This window comes from Kosakonia sp. Marseille-Q7440 (assembly GCF_965119485.1).
This window is the reverse complement of sequence record NZ_CBCPLT010000001.1, coordinates 502660-522408: the sequence shown is the minus strand read 5'-3', so window position 1 is coordinate 522408 and position 19749 is coordinate 502660. Positions and strand designations below refer to the sequence as shown.

At 57.4% G+C, this 19749-nt stretch carries 16 protein-coding genes and 1 pseudogene; 1 reads left to right on the top strand and 16 read right to left on the bottom strand.

The features are described from left to right. Nucleotides 1-24: 24 nt before the first annotated feature. The 13 genes and pseudogenes from kefC to ACWPW2_RS02285 all read right to left on the bottom strand — a co-directional run bounded on the left by kefC (nucleotide 25) and on the right by ACWPW2_RS02285 (nucleotide 15874). Nucleotides 25-1887 carry a glutathione-regulated potassium-efflux system protein KefC gene (gene kefC / locus ACWPW2_RS02345; RefSeq protein ID WP_454121515.1) on the bottom strand — a complete coding sequence of 621 codons (1863 nt, stop codon included), beginning with the start codon at nucleotides 1885-1887 and terminating at the stop codon, nucleotides 25-27. Further along, nucleotides 1880-2410 (bottom strand): glutathione-regulated potassium-efflux system oxidoreductase KefF, encoded by a 531-nt coding sequence (gene kefF / locus ACWPW2_RS02340; RefSeq protein WP_454121513.1) that lies wholly within the window; start codon nucleotides 2408-2410, stop codon nucleotides 1880-1882. The genes kefC and kefF overlap by 8 nt, the downstream gene beginning before the upstream one ends. A gap of 130 nt (nucleotides 2411-2540) precedes the next feature. Next, nucleotides 2541-2774 (bottom strand): YgdI/YgdR family lipoprotein, encoded by a 234-nt coding sequence (locus ACWPW2_RS02335; RefSeq protein ID WP_023480333.1) that lies wholly within the window; start codon nucleotides 2772-2774, stop codon nucleotides 2541-2543. Nucleotides 2775-3013: 239 nt separating this feature from the next. Further along, nucleotides 3014-6238, bottom strand: coding sequence for a carbamoyl-phosphate synthase large subunit (gene carB, locus ACWPW2_RS02330; protein ID WP_094419334.1), 3225 nt, complete (start codon nucleotides 6236-6238; stop codon nucleotides 3014-3016). Between the two features lie 17 nt (nucleotides 6239-6255). Then, a complete protein-coding gene (gene carA / locus ACWPW2_RS02325) occupies nucleotides 6256-7404 on the bottom strand; it encodes a glutamine-hydrolyzing carbamoyl-phosphate synthase small subunit (protein ID WP_454121511.1) in 1149 nt (382 codons plus the stop codon). Nucleotides 7405-7859: 455 nt separating this feature from the next. After that, entirely contained in the window at nucleotides 7860-8681 is an 822-nt protein-coding gene (gene dapB / locus ACWPW2_RS02320; protein ID WP_454121509.1) for a 4-hydroxy-tetrahydrodipicolinate reductase, read from the bottom strand. A gap of 153 nt (nucleotides 8682-8834) precedes the next feature. Next, a complete protein-coding gene (gene rihC / locus ACWPW2_RS02315; RefSeq protein ID WP_454121507.1) occupies nucleotides 8835-9749 on the bottom strand; it encodes a ribonucleoside hydrolase RihC in 915 nt (304 codons plus the stop codon). Between the two features lie 75 nt (nucleotides 9750-9824). Continuing rightward, nucleotides 9825-10775, bottom strand: coding sequence for a 4-hydroxy-3-methylbut-2-enyl diphosphate reductase (gene ispH / locus ACWPW2_RS02310; protein WP_454121505.1), 951 nt, complete (start codon nucleotides 10773-10775; stop codon nucleotides 9825-9827). Further along, nucleotides 10756-11226, bottom strand: a complete 471-nt coding sequence (gene fkpB, locus ACWPW2_RS02305; RefSeq protein WP_054802788.1) for an FKBP-type peptidyl-prolyl cis-trans isomerase — start codon at nucleotides 11224-11226, stop codon at nucleotides 10756-10758. Before fkpB ends, ispH begins: the two co-directional genes overlap by 20 nt. 107 nt (nucleotides 11227-11333) lie before the next feature. Further along, nucleotides 11334-11834, bottom strand: a complete 501-nt coding sequence (gene lspA / locus ACWPW2_RS02300) for a signal peptidase II (protein WP_023480416.1) — start codon at nucleotides 11832-11834, stop codon at nucleotides 11334-11336. Beyond that, entirely contained in the window at nucleotides 11834-14650 is a 2817-nt protein-coding gene (gene ileS / locus ACWPW2_RS02295; protein ID WP_454121504.1) for an isoleucine--tRNA ligase, read from the bottom strand. Before ileS ends, lspA begins: the two co-directional genes overlap by 1 nt. Before the next feature lie 45 nt (nucleotides 14651-14695). Further along, a complete protein-coding gene (gene ribF / locus ACWPW2_RS02290; protein WP_023480490.1) occupies nucleotides 14696-15637 on the bottom strand; it encodes a bifunctional riboflavin kinase/FAD synthetase in 942 nt (313 codons plus the stop codon). A gap of 7 nt (nucleotides 15638-15644) precedes the next feature. Beyond that, nucleotides 15645-15874, bottom strand: a pseudogene (locus ACWPW2_RS02285) (DUF2575 domain-containing protein). 89 nt (nucleotides 15875-15963) lie between these two features. On the opposite strand from ACWPW2_RS02285, the gene rpsT reads away from it, so the two are divergent. Beyond that, on the top strand, nucleotides 15964-16227 hold the full coding sequence (gene rpsT / locus ACWPW2_RS02280; protein WP_023480327.1) for a 30S ribosomal protein S20: 264 nt from the start codon (nucleotides 15964-15966) through the stop codon (nucleotides 16225-16227). Between the two features lie 48 nt (nucleotides 16228-16275). Here rpsT and nhaR read toward each other — a convergent pair whose 3' ends face one another. From nhaR to dnaJ, 3 genes are all read right to left on the bottom strand, one after another. Next, the gene (nhaR, locus tag ACWPW2_RS02275; RefSeq protein WP_124969886.1) at nucleotides 16276-17175 is read right to left on the bottom strand and encodes a transcriptional activator NhaR; all 900 of its coding nucleotides are present in this window, start codon (nucleotides 17173-17175) and stop codon (nucleotides 16276-16278) included. A 17-nt stretch (nucleotides 17176-17192) separates the two neighbouring features. Next, nucleotides 17193-18362 carry a Na+/H+ antiporter NhaA gene (gene nhaA / locus ACWPW2_RS02270; RefSeq protein WP_023480240.1) on the bottom strand — a complete coding sequence of 390 codons (1170 nt, stop codon included), beginning with the start codon at nucleotides 18360-18362 and terminating at the stop codon, nucleotides 17193-17195. 165 nt (nucleotides 18363-18527) lie between these two features. Beyond that, nucleotides 18528-19670 carry a molecular chaperone DnaJ gene (gene dnaJ, locus ACWPW2_RS02265; RefSeq protein WP_023480326.1) on the bottom strand — a complete coding sequence of 381 codons (1143 nt, stop codon included), beginning with the start codon at nucleotides 19668-19670 and terminating at the stop codon, nucleotides 18528-18530. Between the last annotated feature and the right edge of the window lie 79 nt (nucleotides 19671-19749).

Here is a 19749-nt window from a genome sequence, read left to right as displayed (position 1 = left end):
AAGCAGCCTTAACAGACCACGCGATCAGGGCTGCGGTTTCACCGCGGGTTCATCTGCCGGATCGTCCGTATGCCTTCCCTCTTCCGTCCCCTGCCAGCCATGGCGCTGCGTGACGGAGAGATGCGCACGATCTTCGGCGATAATCTCCGTCAGCATGGCGCTGGTGCGTTTAAACACCGCAACGCGCCCCTGGCCGCCATCTTCCGCATTTGCCATCTCTTCAATCATGTCGTGATTAAAGCGGCGGAAGCGATCGGCGCGCTCCCGCGCCTCATAGGCCCCCAGCCCCAGCCCTTCGAGTGCCTGACGCCCGGTTTTCAGCGCCGCTTCGAAGGTCTCACGTTCAGGATCCTCAACGCCCATCTGACGCAGGCGAATGTAGTGATCGACATCGCGGGCGCGGGCAATAATGCGCAGGTGCGGGAAGTGCTCTTTCGCCAGCTCCGTTAAGTGCAGGCTGGCTTCGGGATCATCAATTGCGTTGATCAATACTTCCGCCCGCGCTGCGCCCGCTGACTCCAGCAGATCGACGCGGGTCGCGTCACCGTAGAAGACTTTCATGCCAAACTTACGCAGCGTCTCGATATGGTCGGGATCGTGATCGAGGATCACCATCTTCACGCCGCTGGAGAGCAACAAGCGCCCTGAAATCTGCCCGAAGCGGCCAAAGCCGGCGACAATCACCCGCGCCTCCTCTTCATCGATCGCATCGGCTTCCTGCTCACGATCGCCGCCGCCCGCCTCCAGACGCGCGAGCAGCACCAGCAGCAGCGGCGTTGCCGCCATCGACAGCGCCACGGTGAGGGTTAAGGCTTTCGCCCATTCGCTGTCCAACACCTGCGCCGTCTGCGCTGCGCCAAATACCACGAAGGCGAACTCACTCCCCTGCCCCAGCAGCGCCGCAAACCACCAGCGCTGCTTACGCGGCACCGTTAAAGGACGCGCGATCAGCCACAGCACGCCGGTTTTAATCACCAGGAACCCGCCCAGCAGCAGCAGAATGCGCAGCGGATGGCTTGCCAGCGTGCCGAAATCAATCGACATACCAACGCCGATAAAGAAGAGCCCGAGCAGCAGACCTTTAAACGGCTCGATATCGCTCTCCAGCGCGTGGCGATACTCGGAGCTGGCAAGCAGCACCCCGGCGAGGAACGCGCCCATCGCCATCGATAACCCGGCCTCTTCCAGCAGTAAACCGAAGCCGAAGACCAGCAGCAGCGCCACGGCGCAGAAGACTTCCCGCAGGCCGGAGCGGGCGACAAAGCGCAGCGCCGGGCGCGCGACATAGCGCCCAATCAGCACCACCAGCGTCAGCGCCGCCACCACTTTCAATGCGGATAATAAAAAGGCGCTGAGGGTCATCGCCCCGCCGCTGGCGGCCAGCAGCGGGATCATCGCCACCAGCGGAATGGCGGCGATATCCTGGAACAGCAGCACTGAAAAGGCGCTGCGCCCCATCTGCGAGGCGGTCAGGTTCCGCTCATTCATCGCCTGCATGGCAATAGCGGTTGATGAAAGTCCCAGCGTCAGGCCAATCAGCAGCGCTACCGGCCACGGCAGCCCGAGCAGCAGACAGAAGCCGCCGAGCAACAGGCCACAGCTGCCCATCTGCAACGCGCCGCCGCCAAACACCGAGGCGCGCAATTTCCATAACCGCTGCGGATCCAGCTCCAGACCGATGATAAACAGCATCAATACCACGCCAATTTCGGCGAAGTGCAGAATAGACTCCGCATCGGTGACCAGCCGTAACCCCCACGGGCCGATAATCCCGCCAGCAATCAGGTAGCCGAGCACTGAACCGAGCCCGAGGCGCATAGCGATGGGTACCACCAGCGCCGCCGCGCCCAGGTAGATCAACGCCTGAATCATTGAGTGACTATCCACGCTGCACCTCCAGCCATGTCTGCAAACGCTGTTTATATTGCCGTGCCTGCGCCTGCAAGGTTTCGTCATCACAAACAAAAGTGCGGTGAATGGCAAAAGGCGGCAGCCACGTCAGGCCGCAGTAGAGCGCCGTGGCCTGCAAAGGCTGAGCCAGCACCTCAAAACCAGGGTGCTCACCCAGATCAAAATGGTGTTCGCCGCCGCCGGTGGTCACCGCCCACATAATGCTTTTGCCGCGCAGCGCGGTGCCGCCATGACCATATGCCCAGCCGTGAGCCAGCACTTTATCGATCCAGAGTTTGAGTAACGGCGTGACGCTATACCACTGCATCGGGTGTTGCCAGATGATGAGATCGGCACGCGCCAGCGCCTGCTGCTCGGCGGCAATGTCGATATTGAAATCGGGATAGAGGTCATAAAGGGAGCGGATCTCCACCTCATCCATCGTCTCAACCTGCTCAAGCATGCGCTTATTAGCATGGGAGTGTTGCGGATAGGGGTGGGCGTAAATAATGAGGATCATCGATTACCTGTTTCACTGATATTTTCAGAGAGTGTAGTCAGTTAATCGATTGGCTAACAGTAGCAATCTGTAGGGGAATTCAGAGGGGGTCGTGCGGCGGCGAAAGCCACCGCACGCTAAGCGTGGCGAATTAGTTATTCAGCTCGCTCATGCCTTTAACCTGGTCACGGTTGATCTGCTGCGTTTTACCGGTTTCGGCATTTTTAATCGAGACCATGCCGGTATCTTTGTCTACCTGCGGTTTGCCGTCGGTGACGATGGTTTTACCATCGGTGGTCTCTACAGCCTGGTTTGAAGAACAACCGGCAACGGTGAACAGCGCAGCGGCAGTCATTACGGATGTGAGCAGAAGTTTAGTTTTCATGGTTCTCTCCCTGTTTTGCAGTCAATTTTAAGCTTCTTGGGAGTAAGTGTAGGGTAACTCGCTGAGGGATGAGGAAAATACAGAACACTCTGAAGGTGGGTAAATGCAGGTAGGATCGCGTAGGCCTGATAAGCGAAGCGCCATCAGGCATTATTGCCGGATGGCGGCAACGCCTTATCCGGCCTACAAACAAATAGTGCAAATACAAAAAATTCGGGCCGGTAAACCGGCCCGCTCTGTTACTTATTGATCTGCGCGTGCATCTCCTGCACGGAGGTCACCTTCTCGGTGGCGTCGGCATTCAGCGCCATCGCGGTGGCGAAGCCGCCGTTCAGGGTGGTGTCGTAATGCACCTTGTACTGCAGCGCGCTGCGGCGAATCAGTTTTGAATCCTCAATCGCCTGGCGGCCTGCGGTGGTGTTGATGATGTAGGTATATTCGCCATTCTTAATACGATCCTGAATGTGCGGACGCCCTTCATGCACCTTGTTCACCAGACGCGGGTTGATGCCCGCTTCGCCGAGCACAATCGCCGTGCCGTGGGTGGCATCCAGCTCAAAGCCCTGCTTCAGCAGCTTGGCGGCGAGGTCGACAACGCGCTCTTTATCCCCTTCACGCACCGACAGCAGCGCACGTCCGCGCTTCTGCATGGTGGAGTTGCTGCCGAGCTGCGCTTTAGCGAACGCTTCAGCAAAGGTGCGACCGACGCCCATCACTTCCCCGGTCGAGCGCATTTCCGGCCCTAACAGTGGGTCAACGCCCGGGAATTTGTTGAACGGCAGCACCACCTCTTTCACCGAGTAGTACGGCGGGATAATTTCGCTGGTGTGGCCCTGCGCAGCCAGAGTCTGGCCGGTCATCACGCGCGCCGCCACTTTCGCCAGCGGAACGCCCGTCGCTTTCGAGACAAACGGCACGGTACGCGCCGCACGCGGGTTCACTTCAATCAGGTAGACGTCGTTATCTTTTACTGCGAACTGTACGTTCATCAGACCGCGCACCTGCAACTCAAACGCCAGTTTCTGCACCTGCTGGCGCATCACATCCTGAATCTCCTGGCTGAGCGTATAGGCCGGCAGCGAACAGGCGGAGTCACCGGAGTGAACACCTGCCTGCTCGATATGCTCCATGATGCCGCCAATCAGCACGCTTTCGCCGTCGCAAATCGCGTCGACGTCCACTTCTACTGCGTCATCGAGGAACTTATCCAGCAGCACCGGCGCATCGTTCGAGACGCTGACCGCGGTCATAAAGTAGCGACGCAGGTCGACTTCGTCGTAGACAATCTCCATTGCGCGGCCGCCCAGCACATAGGAGGGACGCACCACCAGCGGATAGGTGATCTCTTTGGCTTTCTCAACCGCCTGCTCCAGAGCCGTGACCGTGGCGTTGGCCGGTTGCAGCAGCTTCAGGCGCTCTACCGCCTGCTGGAAACGCTCGCGGTCTTCCGCGCGGTCAATCGCATCCGGGCTGGTACCGATAATCGGTACACCCGCCGCTTCCAGTTCGCGCGCCAGTTTCAGCGGCGTCTGGCCGCCGTACTGGACGATCACGCCCTTCGGCTTCTCGATACGCACGATTTCCAGCACATCTTCCAGCGTTACCGGCTCGAAGTAGAGGCGGTCGGAGGTATCGTAATCGGTGGAGACGGTCTCCGGGTTACAGTTGACCATAATGGTCTCGTAACCATCTTCACGCAGCGCCAGCGAGGCGTGGACGCAGCAGTAGTCGAACTCAATACCCTGGCCGATACGGTTTGGACCCCCGCCGAGCACCATGATTTTTTCGCGATCCTGGTTCGGATTGGCTTCGCACTCCTCTTCATAGGTGGAGTACATATACGCGGTATCGGTAGCGAACTCCGCGGCGCAGGTATCAACGCGTTTATAGACCGGATGCAGGTTGTACTGGTCGCGCAGCTTGCGGATCTCCGCTTCGCGTACGCCAACCAGCGTCGCCAGACGCGCATCGGCGAAGCCTTTGCGTTTCAGCTGGCGCAGGAAGTCGGCGTTCAGGCCGTTAATGCCCTGAGCGGCAACCTGCTCTTCCAGACGCACCAGCTCCTCAATCTGCACCAGGAACCAGCGGTCGATATTGGTCAGGTTGAAGACGCCATCAACGGAAAGGCCAGCGCGGAAAGCGTCAGCGATGTACCAGATACGATCCGCGCCCGCGTCTTTCAGCTCGCGGCGGATTTTGGTCAGCGCTTCCGGATCTTCAAGGCTTACTTTCGGGTCGAAGCCGGTGGCGCCCACTTCGAGGCCGCGCAGCGCTTTTTGCAGCGACTCCTGCTGGGTGCGGCCAATCGCCATCACTTCACCAACGGATTTCATCTGCGTGGTCAGGCGGTCGTTAGCACCGACAAATTTTTCGAAGTTGAAGCGCGGAATCTTGGTGACGACATAGTCGATAGAGGGTTCGAACGACGCCGGGGTACGCCCGCCGGTGATATCGTTCATCAGCTCATCCAGCGTGTAACCTACCGCCAGTTTCGCCGCCACTTTCGCAATCGGGAAGCCGGTCGCTTTCGAGGCCAGCGCCGAGGAGCGTGACACGCGCGGGTTCATTTCGATAACAATCAGACGACCGTTTTTCGGGTTGACCGCGAACTGCACGTTGGAGCCGCCGGTCTCAACACCGATTTCACGCAGCACCGCCATCGAGGCGTTACGCATGATTTGGTACTCTTTGTCGGTCAGGGTCTGCGCCGGGGCCACGGTGATGGAGTCACCGGTGTGAATGCCCATGGCGTCGAAGTTTTCAATCGAGCAGACGATGATGCAGTTGTCGTTCTTATCGCGCACCACCTCCATCTCATACTCTTTCCAGCCAATCAGCGACTCATCAATCAGCAGCTCTTTAGTCGGAGAGAGGTCGAGGCCGCGGGCGCAAATCTCTTCAAACTCTTCGCGGTTATAGGCGATGCCGCCGCCGGTGCCGCCCATGGTAAAGGAGGGGCGGATAATGCACGGGTAGCCGACGTCAGCCGCCACGGCCAGCGCTTCGTCCATAGTGTGCGCAATGCCGGAACGCGCGGTATCGAGGCCAATTTTCTTCATCGCGATATCGAAACGGCGGCGATCTTCCGCTTTATCAATCGCATCTGCGGTGGCACCAATCATCGTCACGCCGAACTCTTCCAGCACGCCCTGACGCTCAAGCTCCAGCGCGCAGTTGAGCGCCGTCTGGCCGCCCATTGTCGGCAGCACTGCATCCGGGCGCTCTTTTTCGATGATCTTACGCACCACTTCCCAGTGGATCGGCTCGATATAGGTGGCGTCCGCCATTTCCGGGTCGGTCATGATGGTTGCCGGGTTGGAGTTTACCAGGATTACGCGGTAACCCTCTTCGCGCAGCGCTTTACACGCCTGCGCGCCGGAGTAGTCGAATTCACACGCCTGGCCGATAACAATCGGGCCAGCGCCAAGGATCAGGATGCTTTTTAGGTCTGTACGTTTTGGCATGGCTCTTTTTCTCCTGATTATTTGGCGGTATGACGATACTGCTCAATCAATTCAATAAAGTGGTCAAACAGCGGCGCGGCGTCGTGCGGGCCAGGGCTGGCTTCCGGGTGACCCTGGAAGCTGAAGGCCGGCTTATCGGTGCGGTGAATGCCCTGCAGCGTGCCGTCGAACAGCGATTTGTGCGTGACGCGCAGGTTAGCAGGCATGGAAGCCTCGTCGACGGCAAAGCCGTGGTTCTGCGCGGTGATCATCACCCTATTGTTGTCGATATCTTTTACCGGGTGGTTGCCGCCGTGGTGACCAAACTTCATCTTCACGGTTTTCGCACCGCTCGCCAGCGCCAGCAGCTGGTGGCCGAGGCAGATGCCGAACACCGGAATATCGGTTTCGAGGAAAGCTTTAATGGCGTCGATAGCGTAGTCGCACGGTGCCGGGTCGCCGGGACCGTTAGAGAGGAAGATGCCGTCTGGATTCATTTTCAGCACCTCTGCGGCCGGGGTTTGCGCCGGGACTACCGTCAGGCGGCAGCCGCGATCCACCAGCATGCGCAGGATGTTGCGTTTTGCGCCGTAATCATAGGCCACAACGTGGTAAGGCAGTTCGCTCTCTTGTTTCGCTTCCGGCAGTTCGTCCGCCAGCGTCCAGCTACCCTGCGTCCAGCTGTAGCTCTCCTGGGTCGTCACCTCTTTCGCCAGATCCATCCCGTTCAGCCCCGGGAAGGCTTTCGCTTTCTCCAGCGCCACGGTCTCGTCGAGGTTTTCGCCCGCGATGATGCAGCCGTTCTGTGCGCCTTTTTCGCGCAGCAGGCGGGTCAGCTTGCGGGTATCAATATCGGCAATCGCCACGATGTTATGGCGTTTCAGGTAGGAAGAGAGATCTTCAGTGCTGCGGTAGTTGCTGGCAATCAGCGGAAGGTCACGAATGACCAGACCCTGCGCATGCACCTGAGAGGACTCTTCGTCAGCCGCGTTGGTGCCGACATTGCCGATATGAGGATAAGTAAGAGTGACGATTTGGCGGGAATAGGAAGGATCAGTGAGGATTTCTTGATAACCGGTCATTGAAGTATTGAAAACGACTTCCCCAACCGCCGTGCCCGTTGCCCCTATGGCCCGACCGTAAAACTGGGTTCCGTCTTCCAGAACCAATAGCGCTGACTTAATCAAAACACCCTCCAGAGAATATTCACTCACTTTATTTGCATATTAATTCATATCAGGATGATGAATCAATGCAAATTTGCTGGCCGTGGATTTTTGGCAAACGGCGGCATTCTGGAGAGATGTGGGATAAAAGTCAACTTATGACGCCTATTTTTCTTTCTCTTTTACGCCACTGCCTGCTTTTACAGGGTTTAAGAGATAAAAAAAGAAGATAAGCAGAGCGGGGAAAACGCTTGCGCGGTAAGAAAATTGTATCTCAGTAGCGATCTGGGTGAAAAACCAGACCAGATGGTCAAAATTTACATTTTAGAAACAAAAAATGGCTTATAAAGTATCTATTTCACCGCTTTAAGCTTAAAAATCATTTTTAGAAGGCAAAATAAAAGGGCAATAAATTATTGCCCTTTGCAATCAATCCATTATGACTGCAACAACCACATCACGAAGGGTAAAAATGCTTACAGATTGTTGAGATCGAGGACATCACGCATGTCAAAAAGGCCTCTTTCTTTGTCTTTAAGCCATGAAGCGGATCGCACCGCGCCATTAGCGAAGGTCATGCGGCTTGATGCTTTATGCGTAATCTCGACACGTTCGCCAATATCGGCGAACATCGCCGTATGTTCGCCGACGATATCCCCGGCGCGAACCGTAGCAAAGCCAATAGTGCCGGGAACGCGCTCGCCGGTATGGCCTTCACGTGAATAAACCGCACACTCTTTTAACTCTTTATTCAGTGAGCTGGCGATCGCTTCACCCATCGCCAGCGCCGTGCCTGACGGGGCATCCACTTTATAGCGGTGGTGGGCTTCGATAATTTCGATATCGGTGTAGTCGCCCATCACCTTTGCCGCTTTCTCCAGCAACTTCAGCATGACGTTCACGCCAACGCTAAAGTTGGCGGCAAAGACGATGGCAATCTCCTGCGCCGCATCGCTGATCGCCTGCTTGCCCGCGTCATCAAAACCGGTTGTTCCAATCACCATAGCTTTATGGTGCTGACGGCAAAACGCGAGATGGTGAAGCGTCCCTTCCGGGCGGGTGAAATCGATAAAGACATCGAAATCCTCTTTTACCGCCTCAAGGCTGCTCTGCACCGTGACGCCGCTTTTACCCGCGCCTGCGAGTTCGCCCGCATCGCTTCCCAGCAGAGAGGAACCCTCCCGCTCCAGCGCTGCACCAAGGGCCACGCCCTCCATAGCCAGCGCCGCCTGAATCAGCTGTCGGCCCATTCGACCGCCAGCGCCCGCGATGGCTACGCGGATTGCTGCATCATGCATAGTTGTGCTCTTTTGTTAATTAAATGCGTAAAAATCGTTTCCAGATTAACCAGCCCATCGCTGAGCCACCAGCCGAAAACGCCAATAATTAGAAATTAATGATATACACCAGCAAATATCAGTAAAAGGCATGACAAGAGCCTGGCTTCGTTATTAAGGTGCCAGCGCCAGCACGTCGGCGAACCATGCACGAAAGCCCTCAACATCCATCTCCAGTGCCACCTGCGCATTGGCGGGCAAGCCCAGCTTGCCGTCAATATCCACTACCGTCGCACCCGTGGTGAACTGCCCCTGCGTCTCAACCGCCACAAAGCAGGGTTTTAGGGTAAAGAGATCCGGGCGGACCAGGTAAGCGATAGCGCAGAGATCGTGCATGCGCTGCCCGGTGGCCATGCTGCCGCTGCGATAGTGGCTGAAAAGCGCATGCAACATTTTTCCGGTGCGGTTAAGGGTGGGAAGCGTCGCCAGAAACGCGGGCGCAAGGGTCGCGCGGTTGGTGACATCCAGGCCGCACATGACGATATCCAGCCCGCTGGCAAAAACGCGCGCCGCGGCGTCGGGATCGACGGCGATATTAAATTCGGCGCTCGGCGTAAAGTTACCGCGCCCGGCGGAGCCGCCCATCATCACCAGCCGACGGATGTTGAACTGGCACTCCGGGTAGTGGGTAAGCAGTAGCGCGATATTGGTCAGCGGGCCGATGGTCACCAGCGTAATGGGTTCAGGCGAGGCGAGCAGCATGTCGCGGATTGCCTGAAAAGCCGGGATCGCCAGCGGCTGGCGTGCATGTTCAATAAAGTCGTAGCCATCCAGCCCCGACTCGCCATGCACATCTGCCGCGTTATAAAGCGGGCGCAGCAGGGGCGTGGCGGCGCCCTGCGCTAGCGGGACATCCGCGTTCCAGAAGTGAAGCAGTTGCAGCGCGTTGCGGGTGGTTTTCTCCAGCGAAACATTACCGGCAACGGTGGTGATCAGTTTCAGATCGCACTCAGGCGCGAACAGCGCGGCGGCAATCGCCACGGCGTCGTCAATACCGGGATCGGTGTCGAGAATGATTGGCAGACCCATAGCCCCTCCACGAAAAATGGTCAAAAAAAATGCCAGACTCAGTCTGGCATCTTCGCATAACCCTCGGGAAAAGGGTTACTCGACTTCGCGAACCTCGACCCGCAGCTCTTTTGGCACTTCGAAGACGATATTCTCTTCGCGCCCTTCAAGCGGGATGGCGTCGCCGCCGCCCAGCTCCTGCAGGCGGGCAATCACGTTCTGCACCAGAATATCCGGTGCGGAAGCGCCAGCGGTGACGCCGACACAGGCAATACCCTGAACCCAGCTCTCCTGGATATCAGAGGCATCATCAATCAGATAGGCCGCTTTACCCATCCGCTGCGCCAGCTCGGCGAGGCGGTTGGAGTTGGAGGAGTTTTTCGACCCGACTACCAGCACCACTTCCGCCTGCTCAGCCAGCGCACGCACCGCTTCCTGGCGGTTGGTGGTGGCGTAGCAGATATCATCTTTACGCGGCCCGACGATCTGCGGGAAACGCACGCGCAGAGCGTCAATGACGTCAGAGGTATCGTCGACGGAGAGCGTAGTCTGGGTCATGAAGGAGAGTTTGCCCGGATCTTTGATCTCAAGCGTCGCAACATCATCCGGCGACTCAACCAGGTACATGCCCCCTTTCGGGTTGCTGTACTGACCCATAGTGCCTTCCACTTCCGGGTGACCGGCGTGACCAATCAGGATCGCCTCTTCGCCACGACGGCTGGCGCGCGCCACTTCCATATGTACTTTCGTGACCAGCGGGCAGGTGGCGTCGAAGACCGTTAAATCGCGGCTTTTCGCTTCGTTGCGCACCGCTTGTGAAACGCCGTGCGCCGAGAAGATCAGGATCGCGCCGTCCGGCACTTCGCTTATCTGCTCAATAAAGATGGCACCGCGCTCGCGCAGGCTGTCGACCACGTAGCGGTTATGCACCACTTCGTGACGCACGTAAATCGGCGCGCCGTAGATCGCCAGCGCGTTTTCAACAATGCTGATAGCGCGGTCAACGCCAGCGCAAAAACCGCGCGGGTTAGCCAACAGGATCTGCATCTGTCTCCTCCAGTGCCGGATCGACTTCCAGCACATCGATATCAAAGTGGACGGTTCTGCCCGCCAGCGGATGGTTGAAATCGACGGTAATCGAATCGCCGTTGATTTCACGGATCACGCCCGGCATTTCGCTGCCATCCATTGCGGTAAAGAGCATAATCGCGCCGATTTCAGGCTCGCCGGCGTCCATAAATTCACGGCGCGAGAAGTACTGGATCAGATCCGGGCTCGGCGTGCCGAAGGCAGCATCTGGCTCAAGGGAAAAGACTTTTTTCTCCCCGGCCTTCAGGCCAAGCAGATGTTGCTCCAGCCCTTCGGAAAGGGAACCGTCGCCAAGGCGAAACAGCGCCGGCTTACCGTTGTTGCGAGTGGATTCGGCAAGTGAACCATCTTCGAGCTTGAGCGTGAAGTGCACCAGCACTGCGCTGTCGCTCTGTACGGATTTAGACATGCAGGTTGCTCTTATGTGATAGCGAATGTAGGGCCCGGGCGCGTACTGCATGCCGGATGGCGCTACGCTTATCCGGCTTACCAACCGGGCCTACATCGCTTTATGGCTTACGCCTGTTTTTTCACTGCGGCGGAGGGTAAAAACCCTTCCAGCACGATCAGCGCCGCGCCGATACAGATTGCGGTATCAGCAAGGTTAAAGGTAGCAAAATGCCAGTCGCCCACATAAAAATCGATCATATCGACGACAAAGCCATGCCACAGACGGTCGAACAAGTTACCCAACGCGCCGCCAATAATCAGCGCATAGGCGATGTTATTCAGCTTTTGCGACGCTTTGGCGCGGTACATCAGCACCGTCAGCACCACGCAGATACCGATAGCGATACCTGCGAAGAACCAGCGTTGCCAGCCGCCGCTGTCGGCGAGGAAGCTGAACGCCGCCCCATAGTTACGCGCATAGTGCAGGTTTAGCGACGGGAACAGAGAGACCGTCTCCCCCAGAGCGAAGTTCTGGAGGATCAGGTATTTACTGCCCAGATCGATAATCAGCACCGCCACGACCAGCCATAGCCAGCGCAGCCCTGTTGAAAAGATCGGTTTACTCATCAGGCAAACTTACGTTTTTCGCCGTCACCGGCGACGTTGCTAACACAGCGTCCGCAAATTTCTGCGTGTTCCGCCACCTGACCGACATCATGGGTGTAATGCCAGCAACGCGGGCACTTCTCACCATCGGCTTTACTCAGCGCTACTTTCAGCCCTTTGAGCAGTTCGCTCTGCTGCGCATCCGCAGAAGCGCTGGCATAATCCGCAACCTGCGCGCCTGAGGTCAACAGGACAAATCGCAATTCATCGCCCAGCGCCGTCAGTTTCGCCGCCAGCTCTGGCTGTGCGAACAGCGTAACCGTCGCTTCAAGGGATCCGCCCACTTTCTTATCAGCACGCGCCTGCTCAATCACCTTGTTGACTTCGCCACGCACTTTCAGCAGCTCGGCCCAGTAGGCGTCGTTCATCGCTTCGCTGTCCGCCAGGCCAAACAGGCCTTCGTACCACTCGCCGGTGAAGACATACTTCTCGCGATCGCCTGGCAGGTAGCCCCAGATCTCATCAGCGGTGAAGGACATGATCGGTGCCATCCAGCGCACCAGCGCTTCACAGATGTGATAGAGCGCGGTCTGACAGCTGCGACGCGCGCGGCTCTCCGCTTTCGCGGTGTACTGGCGGTCTTTAATGATGTCGAGGTAGAAGGAGCCCATTTCCACGGAGCAGAAACGCATCAGGCGCTGCACCACTTCATGGAAGTCATAGGATTCGTAGGCTTTCAGGATATCTTCCTGCGCCGCTTGCGCGCAGCCAACGGCCCAGCGATCCAGCACCACCATCTCTTCCGGTTTCACCATATCTTTTGCCGGATCGAAACCGTTAAGGTTCGCCAGCAGGAAGCGCGCGGTGTTACGGATACGACGATAGCTGTCGGCGGCACGCTTCAGGATCTCGTCGGAAACGGCCATTTCACCGGTGTAATCGGTTGATGCCACCCACAGACGCAGGATATCCGCGCCGAGTTTGTTCATCACATCCTGCGGCGAAACGGTGTTGCCGATCGATTTCGACATCTTGCGGCCCTGACCGTCGACGGTGAAACCGTGGGTCAGCACCTGACGATAAGGCGCTTTGCCCTTCATCGCCGTGGAGATCATCAGGGATGACATAAACCAGCCGCGATGCTGATCCGAGCCTTCCAGATACATGTCTGCCGCGTGGCCTGCGAACTCCGGGCGTACGTCGACAACGGAAGCGTGGGTTGAACCGGAGTCAAACCAGACGTCCAGCGTATCCGGCACTTTGACATAGCTGTCAGCGTCATCGCCGAGGATGTCGCGCGGGTCGAGATCCCACCAGGCCTGAATACCGTCAACTTCGACGCGTTTTGCCACCTCTTCCATCAGCTCCAGCGTACGCGGGTGCAGCTCTTCGGTATCTTTATGGACGAACAGCGACATCGGCACGCCCCAGGTGCGCTGACGGGAGATACACCAGTCAGGACGGTTAGCGACCATCGATTCGATACGCGCCTGGCCCCAGTCCGGGATCCACTGCACGCCTTTGATCTCTTGCAGCGACTGCGAGCGCAGCCCTTTTTGATCCATGCTGACGAACCACTGCGGCGTGGCGCGGAAGATGATCGGCGACTTGTGACGCCAGCAGCACGGATAGCTGTGCTGCATCTTCTCGACGTGCAGCAGCGCGCCTTTTTCGGTCAGCAGCGCTACGATGATGTCGTTCGCTTTGAAGACGTTGATGCCATCAAGTGTCGGGTAGGTGCCCGGCAGATAGCGACCGTCCGGGCCAACCGGGTTGGCAATTTCCAGACCGTACTTCTGGCTGATGGTGTAGTCGTCCGGGCCGTGACCGCCAGCGGTATGCACCGCACCGGTACCCGCTTCCAGCGTAACGTGATCGCCGAGGATCGCCGGAACATCGAAATCGAGGAACGGGTGTTTAAAGTGCATCAGCTCAAGCTCAGCGCCGTTGACCGTAGCCAGCACGCGATAATCGCTGATGCCGGTGCGTTTCATCACGCTCTCAACCAGATCTTTTGCCAGGATCACCGCCTGACCGTCAACCTGTACCAGCACGTACTCAAACTCCGGAGAGAGGGAGATAGCGCGGTTAGCAGGGAGGGTCCACGGCGTGGTGGTCCAGATAACCAGCGAAACCGGGCCGTTAAAAGAATCAACGCCGAATTTCGCTTTCACCGCCTGCTGATCGGCAGCCTGGAAGGCGACGTCGATAGAAGGTGAGGTTTTGTCGTAATACTCAACTTCCGCTTCCGCCAGCGCGGAACGGCAGTCGACGCACCAGTGCACCGGTTTTGCCCCTTTCAGCAGGTGGCCGTTACCGATGATTTTGCCCAGTGCGCGGATGATATTGGCTTCGGTTTTGAAGTCCATGGTCAGGTAGGGGTGCGACCAGTCGCCGAGCACGCCCAGACGGATAAAGTCTTTGCGCTGCCCGTCTACCTGCGTGGCGGCATATTCACGGCACTTGGCGCGGAACTCGGCGGCGGTGAACTTCTCGCCCGGTTTGCCGTACTCCTGCTCGACTTTCAGTTCGATCGGCAGACCGTGGCAATCCCAACCCGGAACGTAAGGCGAGTCATAACCTGCGAGCCCTTTGGACTTCACAATAATGTCTTTCAGAATCTTGTTAACCGAGTGACCAATATGAATGCTGCCATTCGCATATGGAGGGCCATCATGCAGAATGAAGGTTTTTTTGCCTTTTTTCGCCGCACGGATGATGCCGTAGAGGTCATCATCAGTCCAACGCGCCAGCATTCCCGGTTCGCGTTTGGCGAGATCGCCACGCATTGGGAACCCTGTTTCCGGCAAATTCAGGGTAGATTTATAGTCACTCATTAGATTCTCGGTTCCGTATTTCGGTTTGATTAATACCACCAGGCCTTAAGAAGCCGGTTTAGATAGCCCAAAAAACTCACGGGCCGCTACCTCATCTCGGGCGATTTGCGCCTTCAGTTCATCGAGGGAAGCAAAGCGCTGTTCGTTACGTATTTTTTTACGCAGTACTACGTCTATATGGCGACCATAAAGGTCCATTGCAACATCCAGCAGGTGCACTTCCAGCTGCTGGCGAATACCTGCCACCGTCGGGCGGGTACCAATATTGGCGACGCCCGGCAGCAGCGTGTCGCCGAGGCCCGCCACTTCAACCGCGTAGACCCCTTTTACCGGGGAGACCTGGCGGCGCAGCGGCACATTCGCCGTCGGAAAACCGATGGTGCGCCCCAGCGCATCGCCGTGGACAACGCGCCCGGAGATGCTGAACGGGCGGCCAAGCAGATTCTCGGCAAGCGCCAGGTCGTCGTTCGCCAGCGCCTGGCGAATCGCGGTGCTGCTCACCCGCACGCCGCCTTCGCAGAAGGTTTGCGTACTGGTGACGTCAAAGCCATATTTCTCGCCGGCCTTCTGTAATAACAAGAAATCCCCCTGGCGACCAGCGCCAAAACGGAAATCGTCACCGACTGCGAGAAATTTCACACCGAGGCGGTCGACCAGCAGGTCGCTGACAAAGGTTTGTGCGGTCAGCGCCGCAAAACGCCTGTCGAAGCGCAGGCAGAGAACATACTCCACGCCGCACTCGGCCAGCCAGCGAAGCTTCTCGCGCAGACGCGTCAGCCGCGCGGGGGATTTTTCCCCGGCGAACAGCTCCAGCGGCTGCGGTTCAAAAATCATCACCACCACCGGCAGGCCGCGCGCGCGCCCTTCTGCGCCCAGCCCCTGTAGCAACGCCTGATGACCGCGATGTACGCCGTCGAAATTACCAATAGTCAGCACACACCCGTGCGGTGCATGACTGAGGTTATGTATGCCGCGTATCAGCTTCATGTCTGGCTCAAAACAGTGAAAATCGTCGGATTATACCTTGTACAGCGGGCAACGTTAACCGGCGATTGCCTTATCGCGCCAGAAAGGAGAGGCTTTTCATCAGGCTGCCGCTGGCTGTGGTGAGAATCTGCCGTTATGCACGATTTTTCTGGTGGAAAAGCTGTATTCGCGACACGCAAGCTGTTAGAATCCTGCGCCATCACTACGTAACGAGCGTCGTTGCTTAACGGCGCTTATTTGCACAAATCCATTGACAAAAGAAGGCTAAAAGGGCATATTCCCCGGCCTTTGAATTGTCCATAAAGATCATATTTGGGAGTTGGACCTTGGCTAATATCAAATCAGCTAAGAAGCGCGCCGTTCAGTCTGAAAAGGCTCGCAAGCACAACGCTAGCCGTCGCTCAATGATGCGTACTTTCGTTAAGAAAGTATACGCAGCTATTGAAGCTGGCGACAAAGCCGCTGCGCAGAATGCATTTAACGAAATGCAACCGATCGTGGATCGTCAGGCCGCTAAAGGTCTGATCCACAAAAACAAAGCAGCGCGTCATAAGGCTAACCTGACCGCGCGTATCAACAGCCTGGCTTAATCGCTTCGCTGTTCGCTTTGTAAAAAAAACCCGCTTCGGCGGGTTTTTTCATTTCTGATGAAGCGCGAAGAGCGCCGAGTAGTCGCGATTGCAGATGCGCTGCACCGCCGGGTGCTGGATCATACGTTCAGCAAAAATCGCGTGATACTCCTCCTGCACATTGTCGAGCCTGCCGATCTCTACCATTCGCGCATCGGCATAGAAGTCGTCGCCATACGAGGTCGGCGCAACAAAGATGGCGTCATGTTTTGCGCCAAAGGCCTTCATCAGCGCGGCATCATCAAACTCGCCGAGGATCTCCACCTGCAGGTTTTGCACATGAAACCAGTTCATCAGCTTGCGGCCAAGCATTGAGCGGCGACCGGGAATTAATAACCGACGCGTTTCAAGGCAGGCGGGAAACGGCAGCTCCGGTGCCGGGCCGCTGCTCCAGAAGCTGACGCTGCATTCGCCAATCTTCACCGAAAAGAGCCCCTCCTGCTGCGCAGAGTCGATGGGGCAATCAGAGATAATCATATCGAGCTTATGCTGGCTTAACTGCTCCAGCAGCAGCTCGTGCGTCGATTCAAAGCAGCGCAGGTGAATCGGCTCGCCTTCCTGCACGGCAGCATCAAGAATGCCGCTCACCAGCCGCTTTGAGAGCGCATCCGCCACGCCAACATCAAACAGCAGGTTCGCCTCTTTGCGGTAGTTGATGATATCGAGCATCTCCTGGCTTAAGGCGAACATCTTATCCGCATAGCGAAACACCAGTTGCCCCAGTTCGGTGGCTTCCAGCCCTCGCCCTTTGCGTTTAAAGAGCTTGCCCTGCAGCCGCTCCTCCAGCGCTTTGATCTGCCCGGTGATGGTCTGCGGCGTTAAGTAAAGCGCCTCCGCCGCGCCAACGACGGAGCCTTCACGGTAGACATGCCAGAAGTAGTACAGATGGTTGTAATTGATATATGACATGGCGCTCTACCTTTGCGTTACTGCGCCGGGCGGATAATGCGCGTACGCAGCAGGCAGTAACCCGCCACGGCCGAGATAACCGAGCCGGTGAGAATGCCCAGTTTGCTCCAGGCGATCATATCGGCATGAGCGTCGCCAAAGGCGAGCGACGAGATAAAGATCGACATGGTAAAGCCGATACCGCACAGCACGCCGACCGCCATAATCTGTTTGAACACCGCACCATGCGGCAGCTTCGCCAGTTTCAAACGCAGCGCCAGCCAGCAGAAGAGCGAAATGCCGAGCGGCTTACCGATCACCAGACCGGCAATAATCCCCAGCGGCAGCACATCTGTCAGACCAGCAAGGGACATACCGTTCAGGGAAACCCCGGCGTTAGCAAAGGCAAACAGCGGCAGAATAAGCCAGGCGACCCACGGGCTAATGGCATCGCTCAGCTGATGTAACGGCGACACGCCGTTCTCTTTCTTCAACGGCACAAAGAAACCGACGATAACGCCCGCAAGCGTGGCATGAACCCCGGATTTCAGCACCGCCGTCCACAGCACGACGCCCACTAACATATAGAGACCGATGCGGCGCACATTGAGCGCGTTCATGATTGCCAGCACAGCGATAGCGGTCGCGGCAACGCCCAGCGCCAGAGTCGAGAGATCGCTGGTGTAGAACAGTGCGATAATCACAATCGCGCCGAGATCGTCGATGATCGCCAGCGCCATCAGAAACACTTTCAGTACCGGCGGGACGCGATTACCTAACAGCGCCAGTACGCCAAGGGCAAAGGCAATATCGGTCGCGGTAGGAATGGCCCAACCGTGGCTTGCCAGCGGGTTATGACCATTAAACAGCAGGAAGATCAGCGCCGGTGCGACCATCCCACCCAGCGCGGCAATCACCGGGAACACTGCCTGCTGACGGCTGGCGAGCGTTCCCTCAACCAGTTCATATTTCACTTCCAGACCGACCATCAGGAAAAAGATCGCCATCAGCGCATCGTTAATCCACAACAGCATGTCTTTATTAATTTCAAGCGCCCCGACTTTCAGCTGGACCGGGGTCTGTAAAAACGAGCTGTAAATCTCCTGCGTCGCGCCGAGGTTCGCGCAGAGCATGGCCAGCGCGGCGGCACAAATCAGCACGATGCCACCTGAGGCATCGCTATTTAAAAAACGGTGCAAAAACTTCATCGGATTCTCCCACTCCCTGTAACGTCGTGGCGGCTATCTTACTCCTCGCTACTCTTCGTTAAAAACAGATTATTATTGCTTATCAGTTCTGTTTTCCCGAGGTATGCCTGCGGACAAAAAAAACCCGGCAGCGCCGGGTTGATAAAGAGAGGTGATGCGGGACGCTTAGCGCGTCAGGTCATCGAAGAATTTTTTGACGCCGTCGAAGAAGCTTTTGGAGCGCGGGCTGTTGTTTTCCCCCGTCGGGCCACCAAAGCTGTCCTGCAGATCCTGCAGCAGCTGCTTCTGCTTCTCGTTCAGGCCGACCGGCGTCTCTACGACCACACGGCACAGCAGATCGCCCTGTGCGCCACCGCGCACGGATTTCACGCCTTTACCGCGCATGCGGAACAGCTTGCCGGTCTGGGTTTCGCTCGGCACTTTCAGCTTCACGCGACCATCCAGCGTCGGCACTTCGATTTCGCCGCCCAGCGCCGCCATGGCAAAGTTGATCGGCACTTCGCAATAGAGGTTATTGCCTTCGCGCTCGAAGATCGGGTGCTGTTTCACCTGCACCTGAACGTAGAGATCGCCTGCCGGCGCGCCATGCTCGCCCGCTTCGCCTTCGCCACTCAGACGAATACGATCGCCGGTATCCACCCCTGCCGGGATCTTCACGGAGAGGGTTTTGGATTTCTCAACGCGACCGTGGCCGTGACATTTGTTGCACGGATCTTTAATCAGCGTACCGCGGCCCTGACAGTGCGGACAGGTCTGCTGTACGGCAAAGAAGCCCTGGCGCATCTGCACCTGGCCGGAGCCATGACAGGTCGGACAGGTCTGCGGCTGGGTACCCGCTTTTGCGCCGCTGCCGTGGCAGATGTCGCACTCTTCCAGCGTCGGGATGCGGATCTCTTTCGTGACGCCGCGTACCGCTTCTTCCAGCGTCAGCTCCATGGTGTAACGCAGATCGGAACCACGCGCCGCGCGCTGACGGCCACGACCGCCGCCGAAGATGTCGCCAAAGACATCGCCAAAGATGTCGCTGAAGTCGGCACCGCCGCCAAAGCCGCCGCCACCGTATCCACCGCCACCGCCGCCCTGCTCAAAGGCTGCATGGCCGTACTGATCGTACGCCGCGCGTTTCTGGGGATCGGTCAGGACCTTATAGGCTTCGTTGATCTCTTTGAATTTGCTTTCGGCCTCTTTATCGCCCTGGTTGCGGTCCGGGTGAAATTTCATGGCCAGGCGTCGGTACGCCTTTTTGATTTCAGACTCTTCGGCCGTTTTCGACACGCCGAGAATCTCGTAATAATCTTGCTTCGCCATCGGTTTATCTGCCCCTTAACATACGAGCACGGGCGTGGAGAAAACTCCGACGCCCGTGCTGGTTATCTACCCTGCATAA

Excerpts from the sequence above, each read along its gene's own strand:
- kefF (WP_454121513.1), bottom strand. The coding sequence starts at position 2,410 with ATGATCCTCATTATTTACGCCCACCCCTATCCGCAACACTCCCATGCT.
- ACWPW2_RS02335 (WP_023480333.1), bottom strand. The coding sequence starts at position 2,774 with ATGAAAACTAAACTTCTGCTCACATCCGTAATGACTGCCGCTGCGCTG.
- carB (WP_094419334.1), bottom strand. The coding sequence starts at position 6,238 with ATGCCAAAACGTACAGACCTAAAAAGCATCCTGATCCTTGGCGCTGGC.
- dapB (WP_454121509.1), bottom strand. The coding sequence starts at position 8,681 with ATGCATGATGCAGCAATCCGCGTAGCCATCGCGGGCGCTGGCGGTCGA.
- rihC (WP_454121507.1), bottom strand. The coding sequence starts at position 9,749 with ATGGGTCTGCCAATCATTCTCGACACCGATCCCGGTATTGACGACGCC.
- ispH (WP_454121505.1), bottom strand. The coding sequence starts at position 10,775 with ATGCAGATCCTGTTGGCTAACCCGCGCGGTTTTTGCGCTGGCGTTGAC.
- fkpB (WP_054802788.1), bottom strand. The coding sequence starts at position 11,226 with ATGTCTAAATCCGTACAGAGCGACAGCGCAGTGCTGGTGCACTTCACG.
- lspA (WP_023480416.1), bottom strand. The coding sequence starts at position 11,834 with ATGAGTAAACCGATCTTTTCAACAGGGCTGCGCTGGCTATGGCTGGTC.
- ileS (WP_454121504.1), bottom strand. The coding sequence starts at position 14,650 with ATGAGTGACTATAAATCTACCCTGAATTTGCCGGAAACAGGGTTCCCA.
- ribF (WP_023480490.1), bottom strand. The coding sequence starts at position 15,637 with ATGAAGCTGATACGCGGCATACATAACCTCAGTCATGCACCGCACGGG.
- nhaR (WP_124969886.1), bottom strand. The coding sequence starts at position 17,175 with ATGTCATATATCAATTACAACCATCTGTACTACTTCTGGCATGTCTAC.
- nhaA (WP_023480240.1), bottom strand. The coding sequence starts at position 18,362 with ATGAAGTTTTTGCACCGTTTTTTAAATAGCGATGCCTCAGGTGGCATC.
- dnaJ (WP_023480326.1), bottom strand. The coding sequence starts at position 19,670 with ATGGCGAAGCAAGATTATTACGAGATTCTCGGCGTGTCGAAAACGGCC.